The following is a 22,957-nucleotide window of genomic DNA, read 5'->3' on the forward strand; positions in this document are numbered from 1 at the left end:
GTCTTTCCTACCTGACGCGGCCCAGTAACCAGAAGTACCTTACAACAACCGCTCAGTTTTTCAATTGTCGTCTCCAAATGGCGTTTGATATACATTCTAAAATCTTCCTATCTTTATTTTTAAAAAATACTGCTTTTACTTACTGACCGTTGCTCTGTAACTCTATCAATATTCCCAGCGCAAGCCTACAGCTACCAGTTTGCTGCTGTCACTGCGTCCACTGGTATAATCCGCATTTTTGATTTTGGCATATCCAAGTACGCTATCCATATACAAAGACTTATTCAGCTTTTTCGCATAGGTCAGCTGCACTTCATGTACACGCGGATTACTGGCAGCAGCACGGTCCATATCCATACTGGTATATTCCAAACCGATCCTGTCGCCGTTAGCCAGATAATGGCTGATACTGCCATAATATTTTCTGGTATTTTTACCCATGGCATCACCCAGAATATCGTCTTTATAGGTCCAGCCATTAACAAGATACCAGTGTCCATACCACCAATTATTAGTATCACTCAGCTCCAGACGCATATCCCAGCAACCGTCACCGCCAAACAGCTGCGGGAAATACACACCGACACTGCGGGCATGCTCACTGGGGAACCCGCCGGCCTGATCTTCGCCATACAAAGAGCCGTAAAGCTGGACACCAGGAAAACGGTAACGCAGGTCTATACCGCCAATATCGTTCCACTGGTCGTCACTCTCGGCATTATCACCCAGTATCCAATGCTTATTTAAAGACTTGAACATGGATACACGTTCAAGACCTAAAGACAAGTTATCTGTCGGCACTATATCAACCCTTACTCCCAGCAGCCCGGCATGATCCTTTTCACACTGCCAGTTTGCTATCCCGGCAGTATGCGCTTTGTCTACCCGATTACCTTCCAAACGGCTGTAAAAAACGTTGACATTAGCTTTGCCCAGAAATTTTAAAAACCCGTTATCAAAGGTGTGCGGTTCCAGTAGATTCAGCTTGAGCATCGTCTGCGGCGTTGCATTGTTACTCATAGCAAAGGGAGCTTTCCCCCACTGCACAGCCTGCTTGCCAAGTTCTATCCCCCAGACGCCCAGATGTGTTTTTACATAGCCTTCTTCAATACTGGCGTCACCATGCTGATCTTTATCATAGCTGAACCTTGGCGTCAGGCTCAGAGCCAGATCTTTATTCAAACTGCCGAAGATCTCTGCTGCGCCGATAATATTAATGCCGTCGCCATACCTATAGCCGTTGTTATTGCGGTTCAGCGGCTGCCAGGAAGCATTGATACCCTTACGGTAGCGATAGGAATCCTGCCGCATATCGCCATAAGCCAGCCTGGCTTCGACAGCACGCAGCTTGATGTTGCTGCCATAGTCTGTATTTGCACCCTGTAAATAAGCAATTTCTTCTGCCAGATCGGCGCGCATTTCTTCATAATAAGTTTTCAGATAGCCTGGCATTGGTTTCGTCTGTGCTTTATGCTGTGCTTCCATGATCCATTTTGCCATATCCAGACGGCTGTAAGGTCTGGTGCCTGTCGGCATGTCTTTGATATAACCCATTCCTTCCAGTTTGTCGATATATCTGTAATATCTGCTGTCCAGCGGCACATTTGCCGTTACCAGCGGCGACGCTGTTGCCACACTGGTAGCTGCTGCCATTGCGGCAACTATACCCGCCATTAAAAACTTATTCATCCTATGTACGCCTCCTAAAATTACTAACTCCGAACTTTTAATAACTGACACTTTCCACGCAAATGGCAACGTCCAGCAGAGGCTGGAATAACATAAATTTTTAAGTTTAGTATATTTAATCATAACTTCGCTATTAAATAATTTTAATTGCATTATTGGGGTTTTATACAAATAATTTTACCTAAAGAATTCACTAAGATTGCTACGCCATTTTTAAAAAAACACCAAAAACTGATTCTTAATTCTAAATGTACTTTATACTGCCAATACCACATATTAAAAACGATTTGACTAAATAACTGTGCAATTACAAGGCCATAAACACCATAATTAAAATATCCTGTTAATGCAACTCCTAAAATTATTGTTAAAATAGAAGATATTATGAAACTCCTGTAATACGGAATCCTGTTTGTACAGGAAAAATATGACGTATAACAATTTCTGAACTTTAATATAAATTGATATAAAGATAAAAAAAGCAATAGTCTTATAGAAATATTGATATCTGGTTTTATAATATTTAAAACTGGTATTCCGACAAAAATGACAAGAATTAGAAGAGTCACAAACAAAAATATAAATGTCACTATAATTGTAGACATGATATCTATTATCCGTTTTCTATCATTGCTAATATATGCCGATTGTAATTCCGGTTGTTCTGCAGCGTATAAAATAGTGGCAACTAAACCTATTGAAGTAGCAATCTGGATAGTCAATGAATACATACCCGTATCAGTCAAACTAAGGTATAGAGAACAAATAATAACACTTGCTTGATCAGAAAAGTAATTACTAAAAGATACTACACCATCTTTCCAAGCATTATGCCATACAATATGAATTAATTCAGAAGCTTTTTTATTCTCAATTTTATATTTATATAATTTTTTCCCTATTCCTTGATAACGATAAAATTTTATTCTACCTAAATATCTAAATGTAAATCCATAAACTAAATATCCAATACAAGCACTTATAAGTCCATATCCGTAATATAGTAGCACCACAGTAGCTAGAAGTTGTAGTATCCTTGAATAAACAATATTTTTATTTACATCAACAATCGCCCCTACCCCACGTAAAAAAGCTGCATAATACCCGTAATATAAATTTAAGAAAATAGCAAATACATAAATAACCCATGCAAAATAATGGTTATAGCCATTAACATCGGTTGAAATATATTGTATATACATAGTTCCACATGTCATTAATAAAATAATTACTATGCTGGAAATAAAAAAATATATTTTCTGGCATGCATATAATATGTTTTTCATCAATTGCCAATCAATATCTGATAAACCAGATTCGTCTATATTTTCTTTGCAAAGCTTTTTCGCTCCACTAAAGCAATACGTAATATTACGAGCAAAAGTAGTAGCAAATCCAAAATCAAATAATGCTGTCATGGCACCAATGCTACAGAAAACATACCACAGCCCTAATAAATTTTCATCTAAATAATAAACTAAAAAAGGTATCATAACTATATTTGCAGCCATTGATAAGAGTGCACCCAAATAACTCCAAACGATATCCTTGCCTTTTATCTCTATCATCATACTTTCATCCTTATCTTGATTTTTTTTATAACAATCAATATATACATTAGATACATTAAGAATAAGATTGAAAATATATTAACGGAAAGCAATGGAGCTATTCTATCATCATATCCAGCCCATGCCAGAGCTAAAATAATCTTAGCATATAAAATTCCATAAAATTTATTATCGCTATTATTTCTTACATTACTATAATAAAAATATGAATAAAAGCAAGCAATCAATGATATCATTATAAATACGCCACTAGTTCCCCAATCTTCATACCACCTGCCAAAAATTGTTACTGTATTTCCATATTCAGTTGAAAACTCATGGTATGTCATATCAACAACATTGTCCGGCAAAACCTTTCCTATTAAAAAATTATAATATATTGCAGAAAGACTTGATTGTCCAAAATATTCTGTAATTGCTGGATTAGGCATAATAATTACATTAAAAAAATTGATACCAGAACTTAGATATAACCCTACATAAAAAAAAGCTCCATAACTGCTAATCCGTTCAAAATCCCGCCCTATATACCCAGCAACATAATAAAAAAATGGAACACATAAAAAACAACATAATAGAACTTTGAAAATAGTTAAAACAGAATTACCAGTGACATCAGAGCCATTTTTTAAATAAAAATAAATTACTATTGAATATAATAAATATTCAATAAATGGTTGTCTTGACAATGAAACGACAACTACTGAGATAATACAATAAACAATATTACAGAACAATATTTTTTGTTGTGCTATTTTTTCATGTCGTAAAACTACATTATTGACTAATATATATATAGCAATATATACATATGCTAAAATTATTTTATTTAATTGTTTTAATATGAATACATTTTCTAGCTGTTTGAATGAAAGTAATTCCTTATATTCTAATACGCTTCCAACGTTACCTATAAAGCTTATCGTATATATAATATTTATAGTAGCCAAAAAAAAACTTCCTGCTAAATATATATTTGAAATTTTTATATTATACTCACTTACACTATTATTGCTTGTCTTTTTAAAAAAGAACCGTGAAACCAAAGTAATAAATATAAATATGCATGAAGATGCCAACATTACTTCAAAAGTTTCCTTGGATATATCTCTACCCCAATAATCCTTTAACTGTATATACGAAAACGAAGAAAGAACCATAGAAGCAGAATAAATAACTTCAGGAGCAATATAATCTTTTCTATATAACACAATCAATGTTATCAATATTATCAATTGCATTAGAAAATATATCTCAATATACATCATATAAAACACCGCCTAACATATATTTAATATTCTTTCTAATACATTTTCTACGCTAATTTCTTTCATACAAACGGGGTCATTACAAAAAACATCCTTTCCAGTCCCAAAGCATGGCGAACATTGCTTGTGCAGATATATAGACTCGCTATTTTTACCATATCCTTGTGCCTGTATAGGAGTTATACCACCTAGCAACATTAGTGTTCTTTTATTTAGTGATGCTGCACAGTGCATTAATCCCGTATCACATCCAACAACCATTTTAGCATACTCTAAAATACTAATACTTTCTGCAATATTCATTCTTCCTACCAAATTTAAAATACTATTATCTAATCTTTCTTTACAATCTATAATTTTCTTAATATCATTTTTCCCACCAACTAAAACAACTCTAATATTTTCTTTATTCAATGAATTAGCAAGTACAATCCAGTTTTCTATGGGCCAATTTTTAACATCATTTGATTTATATTTACCATTTATTTTAAAGCTAACTTTATTAGCACCCACACATAATACAATAAATTCTTCATTAGATAATCCTAAATTCAATTGCGTATATGTTTTTTCAATTTTCTCCTTATTAAATATCCGACGATAATATATATTTTCGTTATATTCAGAATTTATTCCAAAATACTTCAAACACTCAAAGCATCTGTCAACATTATGAATATTTTCTCTTTTTGCTACAGGAACAATATTATCGATATATTGATTTTCTTTAACATATCCATCTAATGCAATTGTTTTACAACCTACAAGTTTTAATATCAGAGCTGCCCAAACTGATTTACTCTGACCATCATATTTTAAAATCATACCATATTCGTATTTTTGTAATTTTAGCTGTAATAACACTTTGAAATTATGTATAAAATTACTATTATTATAGTATTGAAGATCATCAATCTTATTATGTGCAATACTTAAAATACTAGAAACTGTTTGTTTAGTGGTTTCATCACCCCTAAACAAAAAGCCTATTTGAGAATCCGGATATGTTTCTTTTAACGCCAGTACCGCGGGTAAAAAAAACATTATATCTCCGATTCCGCTACTAGCATTTAATAAAAATTTTTTCATATTATCTCCTCTAAGTCATATCTTTCAAAAATTTCTAATTTCCCGCCACGTGTAACATTATAAATTTTTATCCCCAATTCATCTGATACAGATTTTGCCTTGTAATAACCTTTTTCCATCATATATATATTGGCAATGACTTCTGCCGGATTATCATCTTTAAAAAAATGACTTTTTACTGTATCCGCTACTCTAACTCCGCCGTTTTTCTCAATAATCCGTGAATAATTATGATCTATACCCAACAAATAGATTTCTTTATATCCCATAAAAACTGCCATCTGAAGCATAGTATATGTAACAGTATATGCATCATAGACGTATTCTTCCGGATCAAAACTAAACTTTATATCTTCATTTTTTGCAGTTCTTTTACTATGAAAACAATATGCATTTTTATTATTAAAATTTCTAGTCCGCCAAAAATAACTTCCAACAAATATATATTCTAAATCTGTCTTATCTAAAAAATCACCTATTCTGGCATACCTGTCTTGTATACAGTAAAATTTGGGCCGCCATTTTGTTTTATCAAAAATTTTAAAAATTAAATTTGCCGCAAAACAATCTTCACCAACAAGCCTATCTAAATCCTGCACAGTTAAACTAGGCCCATTTCCTACAATAAAACATCTCTTGTTTTTAAACTTATTTTTTAAATTTAATTCAGCTATTCCTTTCCTTTTTTTACATATTTTCCTATAAAATTTTAAATTTTTATTTTGAACATGTTTTATGCACATATTATGAATAAAAGAAAATTTATATATAATCTTCCTAATGTTTATATTCATCTTTTCTCATCTCAACACTATCTTTAAATTTTATGTCAGCTTTTTTAAGTTGTTTACAATAGGTTAACAAGCCAATCAATATACTTGGAACTTTTTCATAGCACTGCCTATTTTCCATACACGTAAATATCTATATAAAAAAGAAGCAACAAAAATTACGAATGGTCTTGGTAAATGCATCACAAAAAAATCAACTATCTTCTTTTTACTCTTGCGCTTATCCGCCGATAATGGTTCTTTTTCCCATGGAGTCATTTCCTTATATTTTAAATATATCTCTTTAAAAGGATGATTATTATTTTTTATCCAAGCTCTGTTAATTATAAAAAAACATGTCGTTAAATGTACTAAACACGGCTTTTCAACTGCTTCTCGTATAAATTTTTTTGCATAAAACCTTTCCGGTCGACGTAGATACATGTGCTCATCGTAACTCATACATTGCATTAAAGAAAATACATTATAACGTGGGTGCAAAATATATATTTGGGAATCCAGTACGGCATTAAAAACTGTTTGCTCCATAAAAAACACATAACCATTGTGCTCTCGTACATATTCAGCAACTTTATCACCTATTTTTTGTTTACGCCATCTGATTAAATCCATCAAAATAACACCGCTATTGCAATAACGTGCGTTTTTAGAAAGCCTAAACATTTCATAGTAACTTTCCCCAATACTGTCTGTAACTGCTGCTGCACACTTTCCCTGTAAATCAATATGCCACAATTCTTGTAGAGAATCAGTAATTAGTACATCTCCATCCAAGTACAATACTCTTTCAACTGATACGGGTAAAATATCATCTAAAAAAAGTCTGACATATGAATCAAATAACCATTCATCCTTAATCATCTTCAGATTTAAATGCCATTTACTATTGATGTCAGGCATAGGAATAAAATATATTTTACGTTCATATTTATTCGCTATTTTGATAAGGTTATTTTTATTTTCCTGTGTGATATCATGTTCTATCAACCACACATTTATTGTGTCTGCACTCTTATTATTTTCGAATAATGAAGTAATTGAGACTCCTGTAACAACCGCAAAGGAATCACTGCTATGATATACCACATTCATTTATTTTTTCTCCTCAAACACTTTTAAGGTCTTTGCTATTCCTTCACGCAAGCTTGTTTTAACATTCCAGCCTAAATTTTTGAGTTTTATATTGCTCAACACAATACCTGATCTCCTAATTTTATTCTTACTGCTTTGATTAATTAATTTTATATTAATATTATATTTTTCATTAACCAGGTCAATAATTATGGACGCTATCTCATCAACAGCAGCAAAATTCCCCATTTCACCATTAGACGAAACATTATATACTTCACAATTAGTACCATTTAACCCCAGAAGCAAAATCCCTGAAACTGCATCGTCTATATAAATATTGTCACGTCTAGCCACCCCAGAATCCCTTAATGTAATATTTTCTCCAGAAAGCGCCCTGTTTATAAATTCAAAAAAAGCCGTTTCCGGTTTAAAAAATGTATTTCCATAAACAGTACTTAATCTGGCAATGACTATATCAAGCCCGTATTGTTTGCTATAAGCTCTGGAAATAACTTCTGACATCCGTTTTGATTGAGAATATATCGCGTTCGAAGCGTCTAATGGTATAGTAACTTGAGTATCCTCTTCTCCTACTACTAAATCATTACCCGTTATATTCCCATAAATCGTTACAGAAGAAAAAATTACCATCCTGCCGCTTACACTTCTTTCTTCTTTTTGCTTTTTTAAAAATTCAAGACAATTAATCGCACCCATAATATTCGGTTTCATTACTTCCAAGGGATATTTATCAATTATTTTATTTTCCATTGGACCGGCTGCATGAAAAATATAATTTACTTCTATATTTTTTAAATCTATTGGATCAGATACATCTTGAACGACATAATAAAAATTTGCATTGTTAATGTAATCTTTAAAAATTTTTTTTATTTTTTCAATATTTCGGCCAAGTGCAATAACCCGCACATTTTTCATACTCATCAGTTCATACACTATATGACTACCAATTAGTCCTGTAGCACCAGTAACCAGAACTGTTTTCCCTGAAAAAGACTTCATAATTTTCTCCTATAAAATCCTTATAATTCATTTAATTTTTTATACATTTCTTTTGGAAGATTCGGTGTGAGTTTCTGACACTCATTGCCTTTAAGCAATATTGGTGAAATTTCTGTTGTTTCATCTACAAAAATCTCCACAATACACGGTTTTACCACCTTACTTATCATTTCATCAAATTTTTCTTTTGTATCTGTATGCGCATAATATTCACAGTTATATGCTTTGGCTATTTCATTAAAACTTACTGCTTTATATCCGCTATCTTCTGTAGTGTGGAGGTACTTTGGATAAGATAACTGTTTTTCTCTGCTGCGTATCATACCAGATGAGTGATTATTTAATATGACAATCATTATTGGCAATTTATGCTGAACCACAAATTGTAGTTCCTGGATATTAAATTGAAACCCTTGGTCACCAGTAAAACAAACTACTGGTTTTCGTGTTCCATAATAAGCACCTATAGCCTTAGGCAAAGAACATCCAAGTGATCCGAATGATTTTGAGTAAAGAACACGATTTTTTCTTTTAGCAAACACACTTGCTCTTGATAACCAAAATTCATTATTTCCAACATCACTTATAATAACTGTATTTTCATTAATATTATCTAATATACGGCCAATCATTTCTGATGGGTAGTCCATATCGTGGCTAAACAAAACTTCTCTTAGTTGACAACAAACTGAAAGCCATTTCTCTTTATATTTATAAGTTAGCTTTGTGTTAATAAGTTGCGGCCAAAGTGTGTTTATATCCACATTAAAATTCTTGCAATTTGGAATTTTTCTCAATAATTCATTATTATCTACATCAACCCTTATTATTTTTTTGTTTTCTACAATCGGTCTAAAACTTTGAGAACTTAAAGGAAATGACATTCTATTTCCAATTGAAATAATAAGATCAGACTTCGCTAAAATAAAATTACTATATCGTGTAGCGTGACTGCCGATATAACCAAAGTACATCAAAGAATTCTGCATTATGTCATGTGAAAAACGACTAGACAATACTGGTATCTCTACCTTCTCAACAAACTGTTTAAGGTTTGATATAGCCTTTAAATTCCTTATTCCGTCTCCAATCAGAAGTATCGGTCTTTCCGAATTTTCTAATGCCATCCTGATGTACTCTGTTATATTTTTTACATTAATTGATTCCACATTGCTTTCATCTATATATTTTTCACTTTTAATTGTTATTTCATTAGATAATATATTATTTGAAATATCTAAAAAAACGGGGCCTTTTCTTCCGCTAATGGCTAAATTATATGCTTTTGTAAGTTCAGTTGGTAGATCATTTCCCTCATCCACACGTTTTGCATATTTAGTAATTTGGGATATCATTGGAACTAAATCTATTTCTTGATCCTGCTCAACTCGCATATTTTTATATTTATTGCAATATGAGTGAGCCGTAATAAACATAACAGGAATAGAATCATAATATGCATCTGCAATAGCTGTTATCATGTTAGTAACTCCAGGTCCCCTAGTAGCATATGCAACACCTAATTTACCCTCAACTTGTGAATATCCACAAGCAGCATACGCAGAACTTTGTTCATGATAATTTAAATGCACAGTAATGTCTTGGTTCCTCTTGTCTAATGCATATAAAAAATCTAATACAACTCCGCCTGGAATACCAAAAACATCAGTAACACCATTATCAATTAAAAAGCTGACAATATAGTCAGATCCTTTTACTAAGCAAGTCGCATGTTCACTCATAACCAGCAATCCTTAAAATTTCTAAAGTGTTTTCAGGTGTATATCTATGTCTTAAATTGTCTGGCATAGACTTTAAAACATAATCAATTTCTTTAAAATCAAGTCCATAAATATCACGCAAAGCAATCGCATATTTGTATGCTGTTTTATGTATTGCTGGCAAAAATCTCGTTACAGAATATCCCCACAAATTGTTAGCAACGTATTTTTCAATAACTTCGCACGCTTCTAAAATTGACGTAAAGTTATATTCATAGCCATAATTTTTAATCATATGTTCTATAATTATTTCTGTCTGTAAGTTTCCTGCACCTTGACCCATTCCTGCAATACAAGCATCAACTATAATCTTTCTATCTGATTCCTGTTTAATAAAAGTAAGAGCATTTGCAAAAGCAAGATTCATATTATTATGTGCATGAAATCCAATTTTTATAGAATCATCCAAGCTTCCATCAAATCTCTTAAAAAATCTAATCACATCATTTTCATGCATATAGCCGTAACTATCAACAAAATATACTGCATAAGCATTCATTGCGTTTGCTGCATCAATTACCATCTGTATTTCTATTTCACTGTAACGCATTGTTAACATGGGTTGAATGAATACTTTATAACCTTTGTTGGCCAAAGCTTTGCAAAAATCTAAAGATTTTTTAAGTTCAGAATAGCGAATAATAACTCTTACTGCTTCACAATATTCTGAACTCCAAACCGGTATATTTTCTATGGGCGTATCTGGCCCTCTATATAAAGCTGCATACATTTGATTTCTTGTATATTTGGGGGGTATTTTTTGAGAAATAGACTCAATATCATTGTAAATTGCATATCCAACTTTATTTTCTTCTGATATTTCAATAGAGCCTAATTCAATTATGTCAACTTTACTTTTCGCTAACTTATCAATTATGTCGTTAACTGAATCTAAATCGAACTGCATCGAAGATATTTTATTTTTTTTACTGTCTTCTAATCCTAATCCACCATCTCTTAAGGTACAATCTAAAATCTGTATTCTATTAGACATTTTATGAGCCCCCAGTCTTTCATAAAACATAATTAAATTTTAACCTAACATAAATAACCTTATTTGCTTTTCCATACAATCAACAATACTGTCATTTTGCTCATAAACCTTAGCCCATTCTACCGTCTTAACCACAGCTTCTGTTATCTGCCATCTTGGTCCCCATCCAAAAGTATTTTTTAACTTTGAGCAATCTAATTTTAAAAACTGTGCTTCATGAGGGCCTTGGTTGCAAACATTCTTCCATGCTTGCCCATTTCCCCATTCTTTACAAAATAAATCTACAAGATCGCCTGTTGTTATACAATCACATTCATCCGGACCAACATTATAATAGCCCGCAAACTCAATATTTTCACATTGGGCTTTAGCTATCATAAGGTAAACATACAATGGCTCCAACACATGCTGATAAGGTCTTATAGAATAGGGGTTACGAACAATTATTTCTTGACTTTTATACGCCGCCCTTATACAATCCGGAATAATTCTATTTTCAGCAAAATCACCACCGCCGATTACATTTCCTGCTCTTGCTGTGGATATTGCAACTTTTTCATCTTTAAAATAACTGTTTTTATAACAGTGCGTTACAAGTTCAGAACAGCTTTTGCTGTTCGAATATGGGTCAAAACCATCTAATGGTTCTGTTTCCCTATATCCCCAAATCCATTCTTTATTTTCATAAACTTTATCTGTTGTCACATTTAAAAAAGATTTCACACAACTGGTATTTCTAACGCATTCAAGAATATTAACTGTCCCCATCACATTAGTAGAGTATGTCCCAACCGGGTCTTTATAGCCTTCCAACACAAGTGGCTGCGCAGCCAAATGCAAAACTATTTCCGGCTGATATTCATCAAAAACGTTTTTTAAATGTTTATAATCTCTAATATCGCCGATAATAGAAGTTATCTTTTCTTCAATTTGAGCCATGCGAAAAAATTCCCATCCTTCTACTGTAGGCGATTCCAACGAATAACCAATAATATCAGCACCAAGCATAGTCAAAATTTTGCAGAGCCAGGTTCCTTTGAATCCAGTATGCCCGGTTACAAGTACTTTTTTCCCTTTATAAAACTCAGAAAATATATTCATTCTCCCCATACCTTCCATGGTGCTTTAACGGTAGACCATAAGCTTTCTAATTCATCTTTTTCACGTTTAGTGTCCATACACTGCCAAAAGCCCTTATGAATATAGCTCATAAGCTCATTGGCTGCAGCTAATTTTTCAAGCGGACCTCTTTCAAAAACAGTCGCGTCATTTTCCAGATAATCAAAAACTTGTGGTTCCAATACCATAAATCCAGCATTAATCGGTGAACTATCCGCAATAGATTTTTCACGAAATGATCTTACTGCATTATCACCGTCAATATTCAAAATACCTTTGGATTGTTCCAACATAACAGCAGTAAGTGTTGCCAATTTCCCATGGGCTTTATGAAAATCCAACAGTTTTTGAATATTGACATCACATACACCATCGCCATAAGTCATCATAAAAGTTTCGTTACCAATATATTTTTGAATCCTTTTTACCCTGCCGCCAGTCATCGTATTTAATCCGGTATCAACAACTGTTACCTTCCAAGGTTCCGTGTGTTGCTTGTGTATCACGATTTCGTTCTTTTTGGTAAAGTCAAACGTAACATCACTGGTATGCAAAAAATAATCGGCAAACCATTCTTTGATCATATGCTGTTTATAACCAGCGCAAATAATAAAATCATTAAAACCATAGAATGAATAGCTTTTCATAATATGCCACAAAATAGGCATCCCACCAATTTCAATCATCGGCTTTGGTTTATATTGACTTTCTTCACTTATACGTGTTCCCAATCCCCCGGCAAGAAGAACTACTTTCATAATAAGAAGCCTCCCTTATTTTAATATGCACCTTTTTTTCTGAATACAACATCAAATGTTTTTATAAGTATCTGGATATCTTTTAGAAAACTTCGATTAACCACATATTCAACATCCAAGGCGACACGTTCCGAATAAGATATGTCGCTACGCCCACTAACCTGCCACAGTCCAGTAATGCCAGGTTTTACTGAATAATATTTTTTTATATGTATCCCGTAGCGTGGCACTTCTTCCTGGACAATAGGACGTGGTCCAACCAAACTCATTTCTCCCTTTAAAACATTAAAAATCTGCGGCAATTCATCTAAACTGGTCCTTCTTAAAAATTCGCCAATTGGTGTCACTCTCGGATCATTTTTTAATTTAAAGTCGCGTTCCCACTCCATTCGCGCTTCAGGATTTTCTCTTAAATATTTTTCCAGCATTTGTTTGGCATCAACACACATACTGCGAAATTTATAACATGGAAAAGACTTTCCATTTTTACCAACACGCATATGTTTAAATATTACAGGTCCCGGATCTTCTTTTTTTATCCTGTACGCTATATAAGCTAAAAGCGGGCTTATACATATCGTTCCTATAAATGTTAATGTAAAATCAAAAATAGTCTTTCCTAATTCACCATCTTTAATCATTACTGCATATTCCACCCCTATGCAATTATTTTGTGATATCTTTTCAATACCTGCGCAGCTTCCATCTCACTTCTAGCGACGAATGTCCCCCCCGGATGTACCATCGGAACCATAGTAATAGTAGTAACCATAGCCGTGCGTATGGGCCAATTCTACCTTGTTAAGGATAACTCCCAAAATATGTGCTCCTGCCAGCAGCAGCCTCTGTTTAGCTTCTTTAGCTGCTGCTGGTGTAACTTCGCCGGAGCTGACCAACATGACCAGCCCGTCTACCTTACCAGACAGTACTGCCGCATCCGTTACCGGCATGATTGGCGACGTATCGATAAGTATATAGTCATAATCCGGCTTTAGCCGTTCCAGTAACTGTTCCATCCGTTTGCTTCCCAAAAGCTCGGATGGGTTGGGCGCTACCGGCCCGCTGGCTAAAAGCTCCAGATTCTCTATCCCTGTTTTTTGAATGACTTCCCGCACCTCTTCACTCGCCGAAATGCAGTTGCTCAGACCTTTATTAGTCAGCTTAAAAAGCTTATGCTGTGTCGGGTTGCGCATATCACAGTCCATTAAAAGCACTTTGTGCCCGGCCTGTGCCATTACCACCGCCAGATTGCTGATCGTTGTACTTTTACCTTCGTTTGGCGTAGCGCTGGTAACGATGATCGTTTTCAGCTCCTGACCAACGTTGGAGAACTGGATGTTGGTCCTGATCGTTCTATATGCTTCCGCTACCGGTGATTTGGCATCACGGTCGGCAATCAGTGTTATCGTTTCCATAAGTACCTCCGTAGCCTGGCAGTCAAGCTTTGCTCCTGCTGTTCTTTTTTCATGTTTTTATTCAATGATTCATAATCCGGCACCGAGCCCAGAACAGGCAGGTCCAGATAGTTTGCTACATCGTCCGTTGTCTTTATGGTTCTGTTCATCAGTTCTTTGGCAATAACAAAGCCGCTGCCGCCGAAGATTCCCAAAAAGGCTGCCAAAAGCAGGGTCAAAAGCTTTTTCGGTTTTACCGGGTCTTCCGGCAGTGTGGCCGTATCTACTACCTGTACCTCGGTGGATACCGCTACTTCGGCTACCTTGGCTTCTTCCAGGCGTTTGGCCAGCATGATGTAAATTTCATCGGCAACGCTGACGTCACGCATCAGGCTCAGGTATTTCTGTTCTTTCTCGGAAAGCCGTTCTACGTCTTCCTGATTTCTTTTATCCAGACGCTCCAGCTCGGCAAGGTTGCTTTCGGCTACGCTGATCGCCGCTTCGCTGCCGAATTTACTGGTCAGCAGCTGCTGGTGCACTGGGTTATCCGACGGCGCCTGCAGTGAGGCTACTTTGGCTATTTCCTGCTGCAGCTTGCTTTTTAAATTGGCGATAGCGTCTTCTGTTTCGATGACTTTAGGATGTTTGGCTGTATATTTGTCCAGATAGTCTATCCTCTGGGTCTCCAGTTCGGCTAATTTTGCATTATACTGCTTGATAACTGCGTTATCCGCTGTCGCTTTGGCTTCGCCGCCCAGCTGCTGGTCTGTTGCTGACAGCTGTGCCTGCGCTGTGGCAAGCGCCACTTTGTTTTCTGCACGCAGTTTATCGACGATCCCCATTTTATCGGCCGCCAACTTCATTTCGTCCGTCGGTGACAGGATCTTGCTGGCTTTTTTATATTCGGTCAGCGCACTTTCGGCTGCTTCAAGCTCGGCTTTAGAGGCTACGACTCGCTCTTCGATAAAGGCGCGGGTAGTTTTCTGTTCTTCACGTACCAGACTGGTCAACCGCTGCAAAAAGCCGTTAACGATCAGGTCGTTGGCTTTCTGGGCCCCTTCCGGCGTATTAGCGTTGACTGTAACTTTTAAGATCTCGGTATCTTTAAAAGGATTGGTAACTATCCTGTTTTTGATATAATCTTCATAACGCATATATTTGCCGTCACTGTCGGCTTCTTCCGTCTGTTCAATGACCGGGGCGATGACGCTGCGGCTTTTTAAGATTTCCGCATAGGTGCTCATCAGCTGTTTGCTGGCCATGGCATTGCCCATAGGCATGCTTTCTAAAAGCGACGAGCCTATCCCTTTGGGCTGCTTGATGCGCAGCAGCGAATCTGATTCGTAGACCGGTGAAGCTATAAGCAAATACAGCCCGGCGGCGACTATGCATCCGCCCGTGACTTTAGCGATGAACCTTGCGTTTTTCTGCACTATATGCGCCAGCTCGCGCAGGTCGATTGTGATTTCCTCTTCCACTTTATCTCTCCTCAGGTCAGTCGTTATTTTTGATTTCCGATACCATGTATGCGCCGCTGATGAAGGGCATGATGTCACGCCCAATATCTATCTTGCCGTTGCTGGTCAGATACAGGCAGTCGCCTTCGTTTAAAACGTAGTTTTGGCTCTGGTCGGATTTTTTTAGAAAATTATTGATATTGACCAGTACAGGTTCTTCCGCACCTTTTCTGATCAGAAAGATTTTCTTTTTGGCGGCTTTTTCTGTAAAGCCTTCCGCTTTTCCCAGGGCATCTAATACGCGGTGGCTTTTTTCAAGCTCGTACAGTCCCGGTTTTTTTACTTCCCCCAGCACATAGACACGCGTCGTTCCCAGCTTTAAGATATTAACGCTGACCTGCGGCCTGACAAGGTATTCGGCCAGACTCACTTCCAGTTGCCGCGTAAATTCTGTTACTGTTTTTCCTGTCACGTCTATATCGCCGATCAGGGGAAAGGTTACTTTTCCATCAGGGCGTACTGTATAGGGGGTAGTGTTGCTGTTGGGCGGGCTGCTCAGATCTTCATGTCCATAGACTACTACCTGCAGCTGGTCGCCGGGACACATAATATAGTCGTTGTCTGCTGCTGACGCTACTACCAGTCCCTGCAGACTCAGCGCCAGGGTCAACGCCAGAATTGTTTTCTTCATCGGGATTCTCCTTTTTCTCTTTACTTCAATCTTTAATTTATTATTTGCCAAATAGTTTCTGCCAGAAGCTCTTTGGTTTGTCTTCTAAAAATACTTTGGGCTGCTTGAGCTCTATTTCCTGATTTTTTAAGATCGCCTGCGGGTTCGTTTCTGTCATCTGCCGCAGTACTTCTTCTCCGGCCAGCTGCCTGATGACCGCCGCTGCCCGTGACATATCCGTATTGCGTCCTTCGCTGCGGTGCCCGTCCGACCCTAACAGATCGACCAGACCATTTGCCAGCAAGACCTTGGCATTCTCGCAGACGCTGCTACCGAACATGCCGGTAAAGCTGCCGCTGTTGCACTGCATAAGCATGCCACGCCGCCGCCACAGTAGCAGCAGGTCAGGGTTTTCGCGCAGCTGCTGATACCTCTCCGGATGGGCAAGGATCGGCATTATCCCCTTCAGCTCCAGCTCATACCAGAATTCATCGGCATAGGCAGGGATTTCTGCCGCCGGTAGTTCGACCAGCAGATATCTACCGCCGTTTAAACAGTACGCGCCAGTCGCTCCCAGCTCCGGCAAAAGCTCCCAGTTCATCTGCACTTCTGCTCCGGGATAAAGCATAATATCTATCTGTGCTTCTGCACACAACTGCCGCAGCTGCTGTGTTTTTTCCTTTATTTCTTCCCAGGAAGGCTTATTCGCTCTTTCTATGACGTGCGGGGTCGCAAAGATAGCTTTAGTCCCGCTTCTGGCCGCAATCTCCAGCATTTGTAACGACATGCACTGATTCTTAGAACCGTCGTCTATATTCCATAAGATATGTGTATGTGTATCCAGCAAATGATCACCTTTATCTATCTTGAACTTAGTGTTGTTAATTAATTTCGTAATAATTGCAATCTGTATCCTAATGCTTTAATAAAACAATTAAAATATTTGTTTTATCAACTTTAGATTATACCACACTTGTACCCCCCCACAAGACATAACAGCTTCTAAAATTATATTTCAGTAACGTTTTTGCTCTTACTTATATTTTCATCGTACCTGTGCATCAATATTTACAATCTCACTTGCCAGCAACTATTTGTCACCAAAAGTACGAAGCCACAATTTTGCCGATTTTTTATTCTTATAAGCTATATTTATATCTTAATTATTCAATATTTTCTTACTCATTTTTGTATATTTCCAATACATAAAAACTTCCCTAATATTTTATAATTATTGTACCACGGTTGTACCCCCCCCCGCAAGACATAAGCACGTTTTCTTTTATATTTAAGTATACTTTTTGCTCGTACTTATATTTTCATCGTACCTGTGCGGCAATATTTACAATCTCACTTGCCAGCACCGCCTCTGCTGACATGCAAAAGCCGGACTCTATTCCCATAGAGCCCGGCAAAAAATAATCGCTCTCAACTTTAGCTGAGAGCGATTATTTTTTATCTTTTAATCTAACAGCAGTTTCTTCCTACAAGACTTTACTTAAAATCTATTTCCTTTCCCAGCACCTGCAATATCTTATCCAGCAGATTAACGCTGCAGTTGCATTCCTCCCGTTCGATACGGCCGTAATAATTGACCGACATATTACAGCGTTCGGCCACGTCGTTTTGGGTCAGCCCCAGCTCCAGCCGCAGCTGGTATAATTTGCGGCCGATGTTATTATAAGTATGCTTGCTCATTTTGCACCTCAGCTAAAAGTTTTGACTGTGAAAAATTTTAACCGCAAAAGCAGCAAAGCAAAATAACCCTATGGGTTGTATTTCTTATAGCCTACCCCAAAGGTTGTTTACAAAACAAATACAAAGGCACATACTGAGCCCTGTTATGCATAACGCTTTACAGTACGGCCCGCCGTCATAAAATTATGGGAAGAACTGATATAAATAGCTATTTTGACAGATACTAATACAAGCAGCGCGGCTGCCCAGGCACTGCAGCTTTTGATAACTGCGGCGCAGGCAGGCGACAACGTTGCTTTACTGAAGCTGTGCAGTGATTTTAAGCCCCTGCTCAGCAGCGAAGCACGGCGCGAGATGTTTTATAATTCACTGGGGAAAGATGCGGAAGGCATCGCTGTGCTGGCTTTTATCGAGCTGGTACTCAAATACAGCGGTACTGATTATGTAAACTGGCCCGGTTACGCGCGCTGCAGAGTACATTTCGCTTTGTTCGACGCCATGCAGAAGCAGGGCCGGATCTGGGAAAACGAGATCGCCGTCAATACTGACAGCGAGGAAGGCACCGCCCTTCTGGATGAGGCCGGGTTGCAGCAGGGGCTGCCGGACGATATTGCCCAACTGCTGCTGTCACTGGAAGTACGGCAGGCTTTAAAACGGCTGACTGCCGAACAGCAGCAGGTTATCGATCTGTTGTTTTTGCGCGAACAGAAACCCAAAGAAGCAGCCCGCCTGCTGGGCTGCAGTGTACGCAACGTCACCAAGCACCGGCTCAAAGGGCTGGATAAGCTGCGGCTGCTGCTGAAGCAGGACGGCTGACCGGCTCAACTAATCGCCGTAATTTCATAGATAAAAATAAAAAAGCATCGACAAAATTTGTCGATGCTTTTTAGCTTTTTATTTTTAGTGATGTGTGCCTCTGACAACAGTAATCCCCTGCTGCTCCAGGTATTCGGCAGTTTTGGTGATCACCGGGCATTCATGTTTTTCTCCCTGTGCGTCCTTCTTTTTGGTACAGCCGCTCAAATGCACGGCTTCAACGCCGATAGTAACAAGGCGATCCAGCTTTTTGCGCAGACCTTCCTCGTTATTGGGCATCTGTACATCACCGCAGCCGCTGCCGGTACAGTTATTACTGGTACGCAGACATCTTAAAACAGCGATCTTTTTCATAGGCATTTTTCCTTTGATTATTTTTACTGCTCTGTTTCTGCCAGCACCTCTTTAAAGCAGTTGGTCAGGCTGGCAAAATCTGCCAGCGACAGCGTTTCGCCCCGGCGCTTGGGGTCGATACCGGCACGTTCCAACCATGCCGCAGCCTGTACGCTGCTGATGCCCATATTTTTGAGAGCGTTACTGAGCATTTTACGGCGTACGGAAAAAGCCGCCTTTACGACTTTGAAGAACAGTTTTTCGTCGCAGACCTCGACCGGAGGCACGGTGCGGCGTTTGCAGACAATGACGGCACTGTCGACATTGGGCGCCGGGATAAAGGATTCCGGCGGTACGATAAAGGCTATCTCCGGCTCAGTATAATATTGAATCGAAACTGACAAAGCGCCGTAATCTTTGCCGCCGGGCTTCGCGACCATCCGCTCGGCTACTTCCTTCTGCACCATGGCAACCAGCCGTTCCATAGGCAGGCGCTGTTCCAGCAGATTGAAAATGATCGGCGTGGTAATATAATAAGGCAGGTTAGCCGCCACCTTAAAGGTCGGCGCGCCAACAATATTTTTGATATCGACTTCCAGGATATCGCCGTTTTCTATACGCACATTATCGTAGCCTTCCAGTGTTTTTGCCAACACCGGCAGCAGCCTTTTATCCAGCTCGACTGCTACGACCCTGGCGCCGCTCTGCGCCAGTCCCTGCGTCAAAGTGCCTATACCGGGGCCGACCTCTAAAACCGTGTCGTCCTCAGACAGTTCTGCAGCAGCAACGATCCTGCGTACGACTTCTTCGTCGATCAGGAAGTTCTGTCCCAGTCTTTTATCCGCTTTTAATTTAAAGGTGTGCAATATATGATTGGTGACTTCGCGTCTGGCAATGATCGGTTTATCCATGCTGTTCTCCTAACTGCGCAAGCGCCTCGTCAAATTCGCTGCGGGTGACCCCATAGCTGTTGAGCCGCTCTAAAAACCTTTTGGCGTTGCCGTAGCCGATGCCCAGCAAAGCGCCCATTTTATCACGGCGATACGCCGCACTGCCTGTTCCGGCCAGATCGTTCTGCCACAGGTCTTGGCTGGTAAATTCGCTGTCAGGCTTATATTCATGGTGGCGCACCTTACTCAGCGCTGCCAGGATCGCCTCAGGCTGAGCCTGCTCGATGCCCACATCATTGTGCGCCGTAGCGTCCGCTTTAGGTACAAAGGCCTGCCCCGCTTCGGGAAAGCGCTGCGTCAGAAAGCGGCGGATACGTTCGCCGGCACCGTCCGGGTCAGTTAGGATAATGATGCCCCGCTTTTTATATGCGGCTTCGATCTGCCGCAGGGTATATGGCGCTAAGGTAAAACCGCCTGTTTCGATGGTATCGGCTTCCAGGGCGCGTTTGATCGCCACTGTATCCATTTTTCCTTCTACTACGAGAACTTCTTTCAGCAAGTCCGCGCCTCCGTTACTCTAAGATATATACGTCTAAGGTACGGCGTCCCCATTGAATGGCTCTGTGCCAGTCGTGCATAAACACGTCCAGCCGATTGCCGCGGATAGCGCCGCCGGTATCGCCGGCCATGGCAATGCCATAACCGGGGATATACAGTTTAGTATAATACGGGATAACCCGCGGGTCAACGGCCACGATACCTTCGTAAGGCACCAGTCCTATCGAAGTTCGTCCGGTACCGCTGCCTTCACCCAAGGTATAGGCGGTGATTTCCATGGTCATAACTTTATTATAACGCATCCGCCCGCGCGAAGTTTCGATAGAACGGGCCATGCCGCGCTCTACCAGCTCACGTCTAGGCTCTTCCAGCACTGTCTTGCTGATGATATGAGTTTGGAACAGGCCGTCTTTAAGCGTAGTTTTTCTGGTCACCTTCATCTTGCCGGGTACGCCCGGTTCCAGCACCTTATTCTCACCATACGGCTTTTCCAGATTATCAACAAACTCCACAGGCGGCTCGATCGGCTGCTCTTCTTCATGCAGCTCATCAAAACGCCCTAAAATATGGATCTCCAGGTCGGAAGTGATCGGCGTATCAACAGCAGGATAGACTGTTTTGCCTTCATAATTGATCGCCAGGGCATCCAGCGCCTCGCCGACAGTTGCTTTACCGGTATAGAATTTTTTGCTGACGCCATATTTTTCGATCGTTACAGGCAGAGCGCGTTTCAGCTCAATAACTTCCATGGTCTTTTTTTCGGCATTTGCCGGAGAGATCAGTATGCGGTCTTCTTTGCCGACCTTGACGCCGGACTCTTCCAAAATAGAACGGGGATCTTCAAGAATAGTGGTCACTACTTTTTCCTGCCCGTCGTAACGCAAAACTATTTCTTTGCTGTTAGCCAGACAAATAGCGCTGAAAACTAAAACTACCACTAACAGCAGCGGCAAAATTTCCATTGCTCTATATAATGATTTTCTATTAGGCATAAATTGTACCTCCTTTTAAAGACGTATAATTTTACCATAAAGAAAAATTTTCTGTCAAACTGTCGCCCTTAAACACACATAAGCTTTTGCACAAAAAACAAAAACGTAAAAACTACTGTGGACACAGATACTTGTTTTGACTTCTGGAAAATAACAGCCTTAAAATACAAACTGCCTGTTTGCGAAAAACAAACAGGCAGTTTGTATTTTATTTTATTTTATTAAAAAGAGTTTTGACATTTTTAGTAGTCTGCGCTGCCAGCGCTTCAAAGGTCGTGCCGCGCACTTCGGCCGCATTGCGTGCTACCAGCTCGGTATAACCCGGCTGATTACGCTTGCCGCGATAAGGCACCGGCGTCAGATAAGGTGAATCTGTTTCAAACAGCAGCAGGTCATCCGGCACATACTGCAGGACCTCGCGCACTTTTGCGGCATTTTTATAAGTAGAGGTGCCGCCAAAACCAAGATAAAATCCTCGCTTAAGCAGTTCCTTCGCCATTTCCAGTGAGCCGGAATAGCAGTGGAACACTGCCCGCACACCTGTGACTTCTTTTTGGAAGATCTCCAGGATATCGCCGTGCGCATCGCGGTCGTGAATGATCACCGGCAGGTCGAACTGTTTGGCCAGATCGAGCTGTTCTAAAAGACGGCGCTTCTGCACGTCCTTCGGCTCGTTGCCCTTCCAGTAATAGTCGAGGCCGATCTCGCCGATGGCTACTACCTTGGGGTGGACGGCCCAGGCTGCCAGCTCGTCAAGATAGCTGTTATCCAAAATACCCTCAAGGTCTTCAGGATGCCAGCCCACAGCGGCATACATAAAATCATATTTTTCAGCTAAACTTACAGCGAAACCCGACGTGATCTCATCACAGCCGGGATTGATGATCCCGTCCAGTTCTTCCTGCAGCTGTGTAAGCAGCGCGTCGCGGTCATCGGTAAAATAGTCCGAGTCCATATGGGCATGGGAATCGAATAGTCCTGTACGTGACATC

General features: G+C 39.2%; 22 protein-coding genes and 1 pseudogene. 1 reads left to right on the top strand and 22 read right to left on the bottom strand.

Annotated features, from left to right (window positions below; all coding sequences use genetic code 11):
- Window positions 1–165 precede the first annotated feature (165 nt).
- The 17 genes and pseudogenes from C8D73_RS10365 to C8D73_RS10445 form a co-directional block, all read right to left on the bottom strand.
- The gene (locus C8D73_RS10365; RefSeq protein ID WP_170123210.1) at window positions 166–1,689 is read right to left on the bottom strand and encodes a capsule assembly Wzi family protein; all 1,524 of its coding nucleotides are present in this window, start codon (window positions 1,687–1,689) and stop codon (window positions 166–168) included.
- Window positions 1,690–1,841: 152 nt separating this feature from the next.
- Window positions 1,842–3,260: an O-unit flippase-like protein gene (wzx, locus tag C8D73_RS10370; RefSeq protein WP_113078153.1), complete on the bottom strand. Its 1,419-nt coding sequence runs from the start codon at window positions 3,258–3,260 to the stop codon at window positions 1,842–1,844.
- The gene (locus C8D73_RS10375) at window positions 3,257–4,528 is read right to left on the bottom strand and encodes an O-antigen polymerase (protein ID WP_113078154.1); all 1,272 of its coding nucleotides are present in this window, start codon (window positions 4,526–4,528) and stop codon (window positions 3,257–3,259) included. The genes wzx and C8D73_RS10375 overlap by 4 nt, the downstream gene beginning before the upstream one ends.
- A gap of 12 nt (window positions 4,529–4,540) precedes the next feature.
- Window positions 4,541–5,617, bottom strand: a complete 1,077-nt coding sequence (locus tag C8D73_RS10380; RefSeq protein WP_113078155.1) for a glycosyltransferase family 9 protein — start codon at window positions 5,615–5,617, stop codon at window positions 4,541–4,543.
- Entirely contained in the window at window positions 5,614–6,411 is a 798-nt protein-coding gene (locus C8D73_RS10385; RefSeq protein WP_113078156.1) for a 6-hydroxymethylpterin diphosphokinase MptE-like protein, read from the bottom strand. Before C8D73_RS10385 ends, C8D73_RS10380 begins: the two co-directional genes overlap by 4 nt.
- A gap of 75 nt (window positions 6,412–6,486) precedes the next feature.
- A complete protein-coding gene (locus C8D73_RS10390) occupies window positions 6,487–7,500 on the bottom strand; it encodes a glycosyltransferase family 8 protein (protein ID WP_113078157.1) in 1,014 nt (337 codons plus the stop codon).
- Window positions 7,501–8,505, bottom strand: coding sequence for an NAD-dependent epimerase/dehydratase family protein (locus tag C8D73_RS10395; RefSeq protein ID WP_113078158.1), 1,005 nt, complete (start codon window positions 8,503–8,505; stop codon window positions 7,501–7,503).
- Window positions 8,506–8,525: 20 nt separating this feature from the next.
- The gene (locus tag C8D73_RS10400) at window positions 8,526–10,247 is read right to left on the bottom strand and encodes a thiamine pyrophosphate-binding protein (protein ID WP_113078159.1); all 1,722 of its coding nucleotides are present in this window, start codon (window positions 10,245–10,247) and stop codon (window positions 8,526–8,528) included.
- Complete coding sequence (locus tag C8D73_RS10405) at window positions 10,240–11,280, bottom strand: beta/alpha barrel domain-containing protein (RefSeq protein WP_170123211.1); 1,041 nt, start codon at window positions 11,278–11,280, stop codon at window positions 10,240–10,242. Before C8D73_RS10405 ends, C8D73_RS10400 begins: the two co-directional genes overlap by 8 nt.
- 39 nt (window positions 11,281–11,319) lie before the next feature.
- A complete protein-coding gene (gene rfbG / locus C8D73_RS10410; RefSeq protein ID WP_370835227.1) occupies window positions 11,320–12,390 on the bottom strand; it encodes a CDP-glucose 4,6-dehydratase in 1,071 nt (356 codons plus the stop codon).
- Window positions 12,378–13,157 carry a glucose-1-phosphate cytidylyltransferase gene (rfbF, locus tag C8D73_RS10415; RefSeq protein WP_113078162.1) on the bottom strand — a complete coding sequence of 260 codons (780 nt, stop codon included), beginning with the start codon at window positions 13,155–13,157 and terminating at the stop codon, window positions 12,378–12,380. The genes rfbG and rfbF overlap by 13 nt, the downstream gene beginning before the upstream one ends.
- Before the next feature lie 20 nt (window positions 13,158–13,177).
- Window positions 13,178–13,774 (bottom strand): annotated as a pseudogene (locus C8D73_RS10420) (sugar transferase); the annotation flags it as partial.
- Window positions 13,775–13,870: 96 nt separating this feature from the next.
- Complete coding sequence (locus tag C8D73_RS10425; RefSeq protein ID WP_113078164.1) at window positions 13,871–14,572, bottom strand: CpsD/CapB family tyrosine-protein kinase; 702 nt, start codon at window positions 14,570–14,572, stop codon at window positions 13,871–13,873.
- Entirely contained in the window at window positions 14,560–16,029 is a 1,470-nt protein-coding gene (locus C8D73_RS10430; RefSeq protein WP_021717818.1) for a GumC family protein, read from the bottom strand. Before C8D73_RS10430 ends, C8D73_RS10425 begins: the two co-directional genes overlap by 13 nt.
- Window positions 16,030–16,045: 16 nt before the next feature.
- Window positions 16,046–16,699 (bottom strand): polysaccharide biosynthesis/export family protein, encoded by a 654-nt coding sequence (locus C8D73_RS10435; RefSeq protein ID WP_113078165.1) that lies wholly within the window; start codon window positions 16,697–16,699, stop codon window positions 16,046–16,048.
- 40 nt (window positions 16,700–16,739) lie between these two features.
- Window positions 16,740–17,525, bottom strand: a complete 786-nt coding sequence (locus tag C8D73_RS10440) for a tyrosine-protein phosphatase (protein WP_044491718.1) — start codon at window positions 17,523–17,525, stop codon at window positions 16,740–16,742.
- A gap of 647 nt (window positions 17,526–18,172) precedes the next feature.
- Window positions 18,173–18,376 (bottom strand): helix-turn-helix domain-containing protein, encoded by a 204-nt coding sequence (locus C8D73_RS10445; RefSeq protein ID WP_021717821.1) that lies wholly within the window; start codon window positions 18,374–18,376, stop codon window positions 18,173–18,175.
- Window positions 18,377–18,589: 213 nt separating this feature from the next.
- On the opposite strand from C8D73_RS10445, the gene C8D73_RS10450 reads away from it, so the two are divergent.
- Window positions 18,590–19,192 carry a sigma-70 family RNA polymerase sigma factor gene (locus C8D73_RS10450; protein ID WP_170123212.1) on the top strand — a complete coding sequence of 201 codons (603 nt, stop codon included), beginning with the start codon at window positions 18,590–18,592 and terminating at the stop codon, window positions 19,190–19,192.
- A gap of 84 nt (window positions 19,193–19,276) precedes the next feature.
- Here C8D73_RS10450 and C8D73_RS10455 read toward each other — a convergent pair whose 3' ends face one another.
- The 5 genes from C8D73_RS10455 to C8D73_RS10475 form a co-directional block, all read right to left on the bottom strand.
- Window positions 19,277–19,546, bottom strand: coding sequence for a CGGC domain-containing protein (locus tag C8D73_RS10455; protein ID WP_170123213.1), 270 nt, complete (start codon window positions 19,544–19,546; stop codon window positions 19,277–19,279).
- A gap of 23 nt (window positions 19,547–19,569) precedes the next feature.
- Complete coding sequence (gene rsmA / locus C8D73_RS10460) at window positions 19,570–20,436, bottom strand: 16S rRNA (adenine(1518)-N(6)/adenine(1519)-N(6))-dimethyltransferase RsmA (protein ID WP_021717824.1); 867 nt, start codon at window positions 20,434–20,436, stop codon at window positions 19,570–19,572.
- On the bottom strand, window positions 20,429–20,974 hold the full coding sequence (gene rnmV / locus C8D73_RS10465; RefSeq protein WP_046430774.1) for a ribonuclease M5: 546 nt from the start codon (window positions 20,972–20,974) through the stop codon (window positions 20,429–20,431). The genes rsmA and rnmV overlap by 8 nt, the downstream gene beginning before the upstream one ends.
- 13 nt (window positions 20,975–20,987) lie before the next feature.
- Entirely contained in the window at window positions 20,988–21,965 is a 978-nt protein-coding gene (locus C8D73_RS10470; protein WP_113078168.1) for a resuscitation-promoting factor, read from the bottom strand.
- A gap of 208 nt (window positions 21,966–22,173) precedes the next feature.
- Window positions 22,174–22,956 carry a TatD family hydrolase gene (locus tag C8D73_RS10475; RefSeq protein ID WP_113078169.1) on the bottom strand — a complete coding sequence of 261 codons (783 nt, stop codon included), beginning with the start codon at window positions 22,954–22,956 and terminating at the stop codon, window positions 22,174–22,176.
- Window position 22,957: the final 1 nt, after the last annotated feature.

This window comes from Phascolarctobacterium faecium DSM 14760, assembly GCF_003269275.1.
Lineage (GTDB): Bacteria > Bacillota > Negativicutes > Acidaminococcales > Acidaminococcaceae > Phascolarctobacterium > Phascolarctobacterium faecium.

Bases quoted from the DNA above. Each gene is read 5' to 3' on its own strand.
- C8D73_RS10475 (WP_113078169.1), bottom strand. From the start codon at position 22,956: ATGTCACGTACAGGACTATTCGATTCCCATGCCCATATGGACTCGGAC.
- wzx (WP_113078153.1), bottom strand. From the start codon at position 3,260: ATGATGATAGAGATAAAAGGCAAGGATATCGTTTGGAGTTATTTGGGT.
- rsmA (WP_021717824.1), bottom strand. From the start codon at position 20,436: ATGGATAAACCGATCATTGCCAGACGCGAAGTCACCAATCATATATTG.
- C8D73_RS10390 (WP_113078157.1), bottom strand. From the start codon at position 7,500: ATGAATGTGGTATATCATAGCAGTGATTCCTTTGCGGTTGTTACAGGA.
- C8D73_RS10380 (WP_113078155.1), bottom strand. From the start codon at position 5,617: ATGAAAAAATTTTTATTAAATGCTAGTAGCGGAATCGGAGATATAATG.
- C8D73_RS10365 (WP_170123210.1), bottom strand. From the start codon at position 1,689: ATGAATAAGTTTTTAATGGCGGGTATAGTTGCCGCAATGGCAGCAGCT.
- C8D73_RS10470 (WP_113078168.1), bottom strand. From the start codon at position 21,965: ATGCCTAATAGAAAATCATTATATAGAGCAATGGAAATTTTGCCGCTG.
- C8D73_RS10455 (WP_170123213.1), bottom strand. From the start codon at position 19,546: ATGAAAAAGATCGCTGTTTTAAGATGTCTGCGTACCAGTAATAACTGT.
- C8D73_RS10385 (WP_113078156.1), bottom strand. From the start codon at position 6,411: ATGAATATAAACATTAGGAAGATTATATATAAATTTTCTTTTATTCAT.
- rfbG (WP_370835227.1), bottom strand. From the start codon at position 12,390: ATGGGGAGAATGAATATATTTTCTGAGTTTTATAAAGGGAAAAAAGTA.
- rfbF (WP_113078162.1), bottom strand. From the start codon at position 13,157: ATGAAAGTAGTTCTTCTTGCCGGGGGATTGGGAACACGTATAAGTGAA.
- C8D73_RS10405 (WP_170123211.1), bottom strand. From the start codon at position 11,280: ATGTCTAATAGAATACAGATTTTAGATTGTACCTTAAGAGATGGTGGA.
- C8D73_RS10425 (WP_113078164.1), bottom strand. From the start codon at position 14,572: ATGGAAACGATAACACTGATTGCCGACCGTGATGCCAAATCACCGGTA.
- C8D73_RS10375 (WP_113078154.1), bottom strand. From the start codon at position 4,528: ATGATGTATATTGAGATATATTTTCTAATGCAATTGATAATATTGATA.
- C8D73_RS10400 (WP_113078159.1), bottom strand. From the start codon at position 10,247: ATGAGTGAACATGCGACTTGCTTAGTAAAAGGATCTGACTATATTGTC.
- C8D73_RS10445 (WP_021717821.1), bottom strand. From the start codon at position 18,376: ATGAGCAAGCATACTTATAATAACATCGGCCGCAAATTATACCAGCTG.
- C8D73_RS10435 (WP_113078165.1), bottom strand. From the start codon at position 16,699: ATGAAGAAAACAATTCTGGCGTTGACCCTGGCGCTGAGTCTGCAGGGA.
- C8D73_RS10395 (WP_113078158.1), bottom strand. From the start codon at position 8,505: ATGAAGTCTTTTTCAGGGAAAACAGTTCTGGTTACTGGTGCTACAGGA.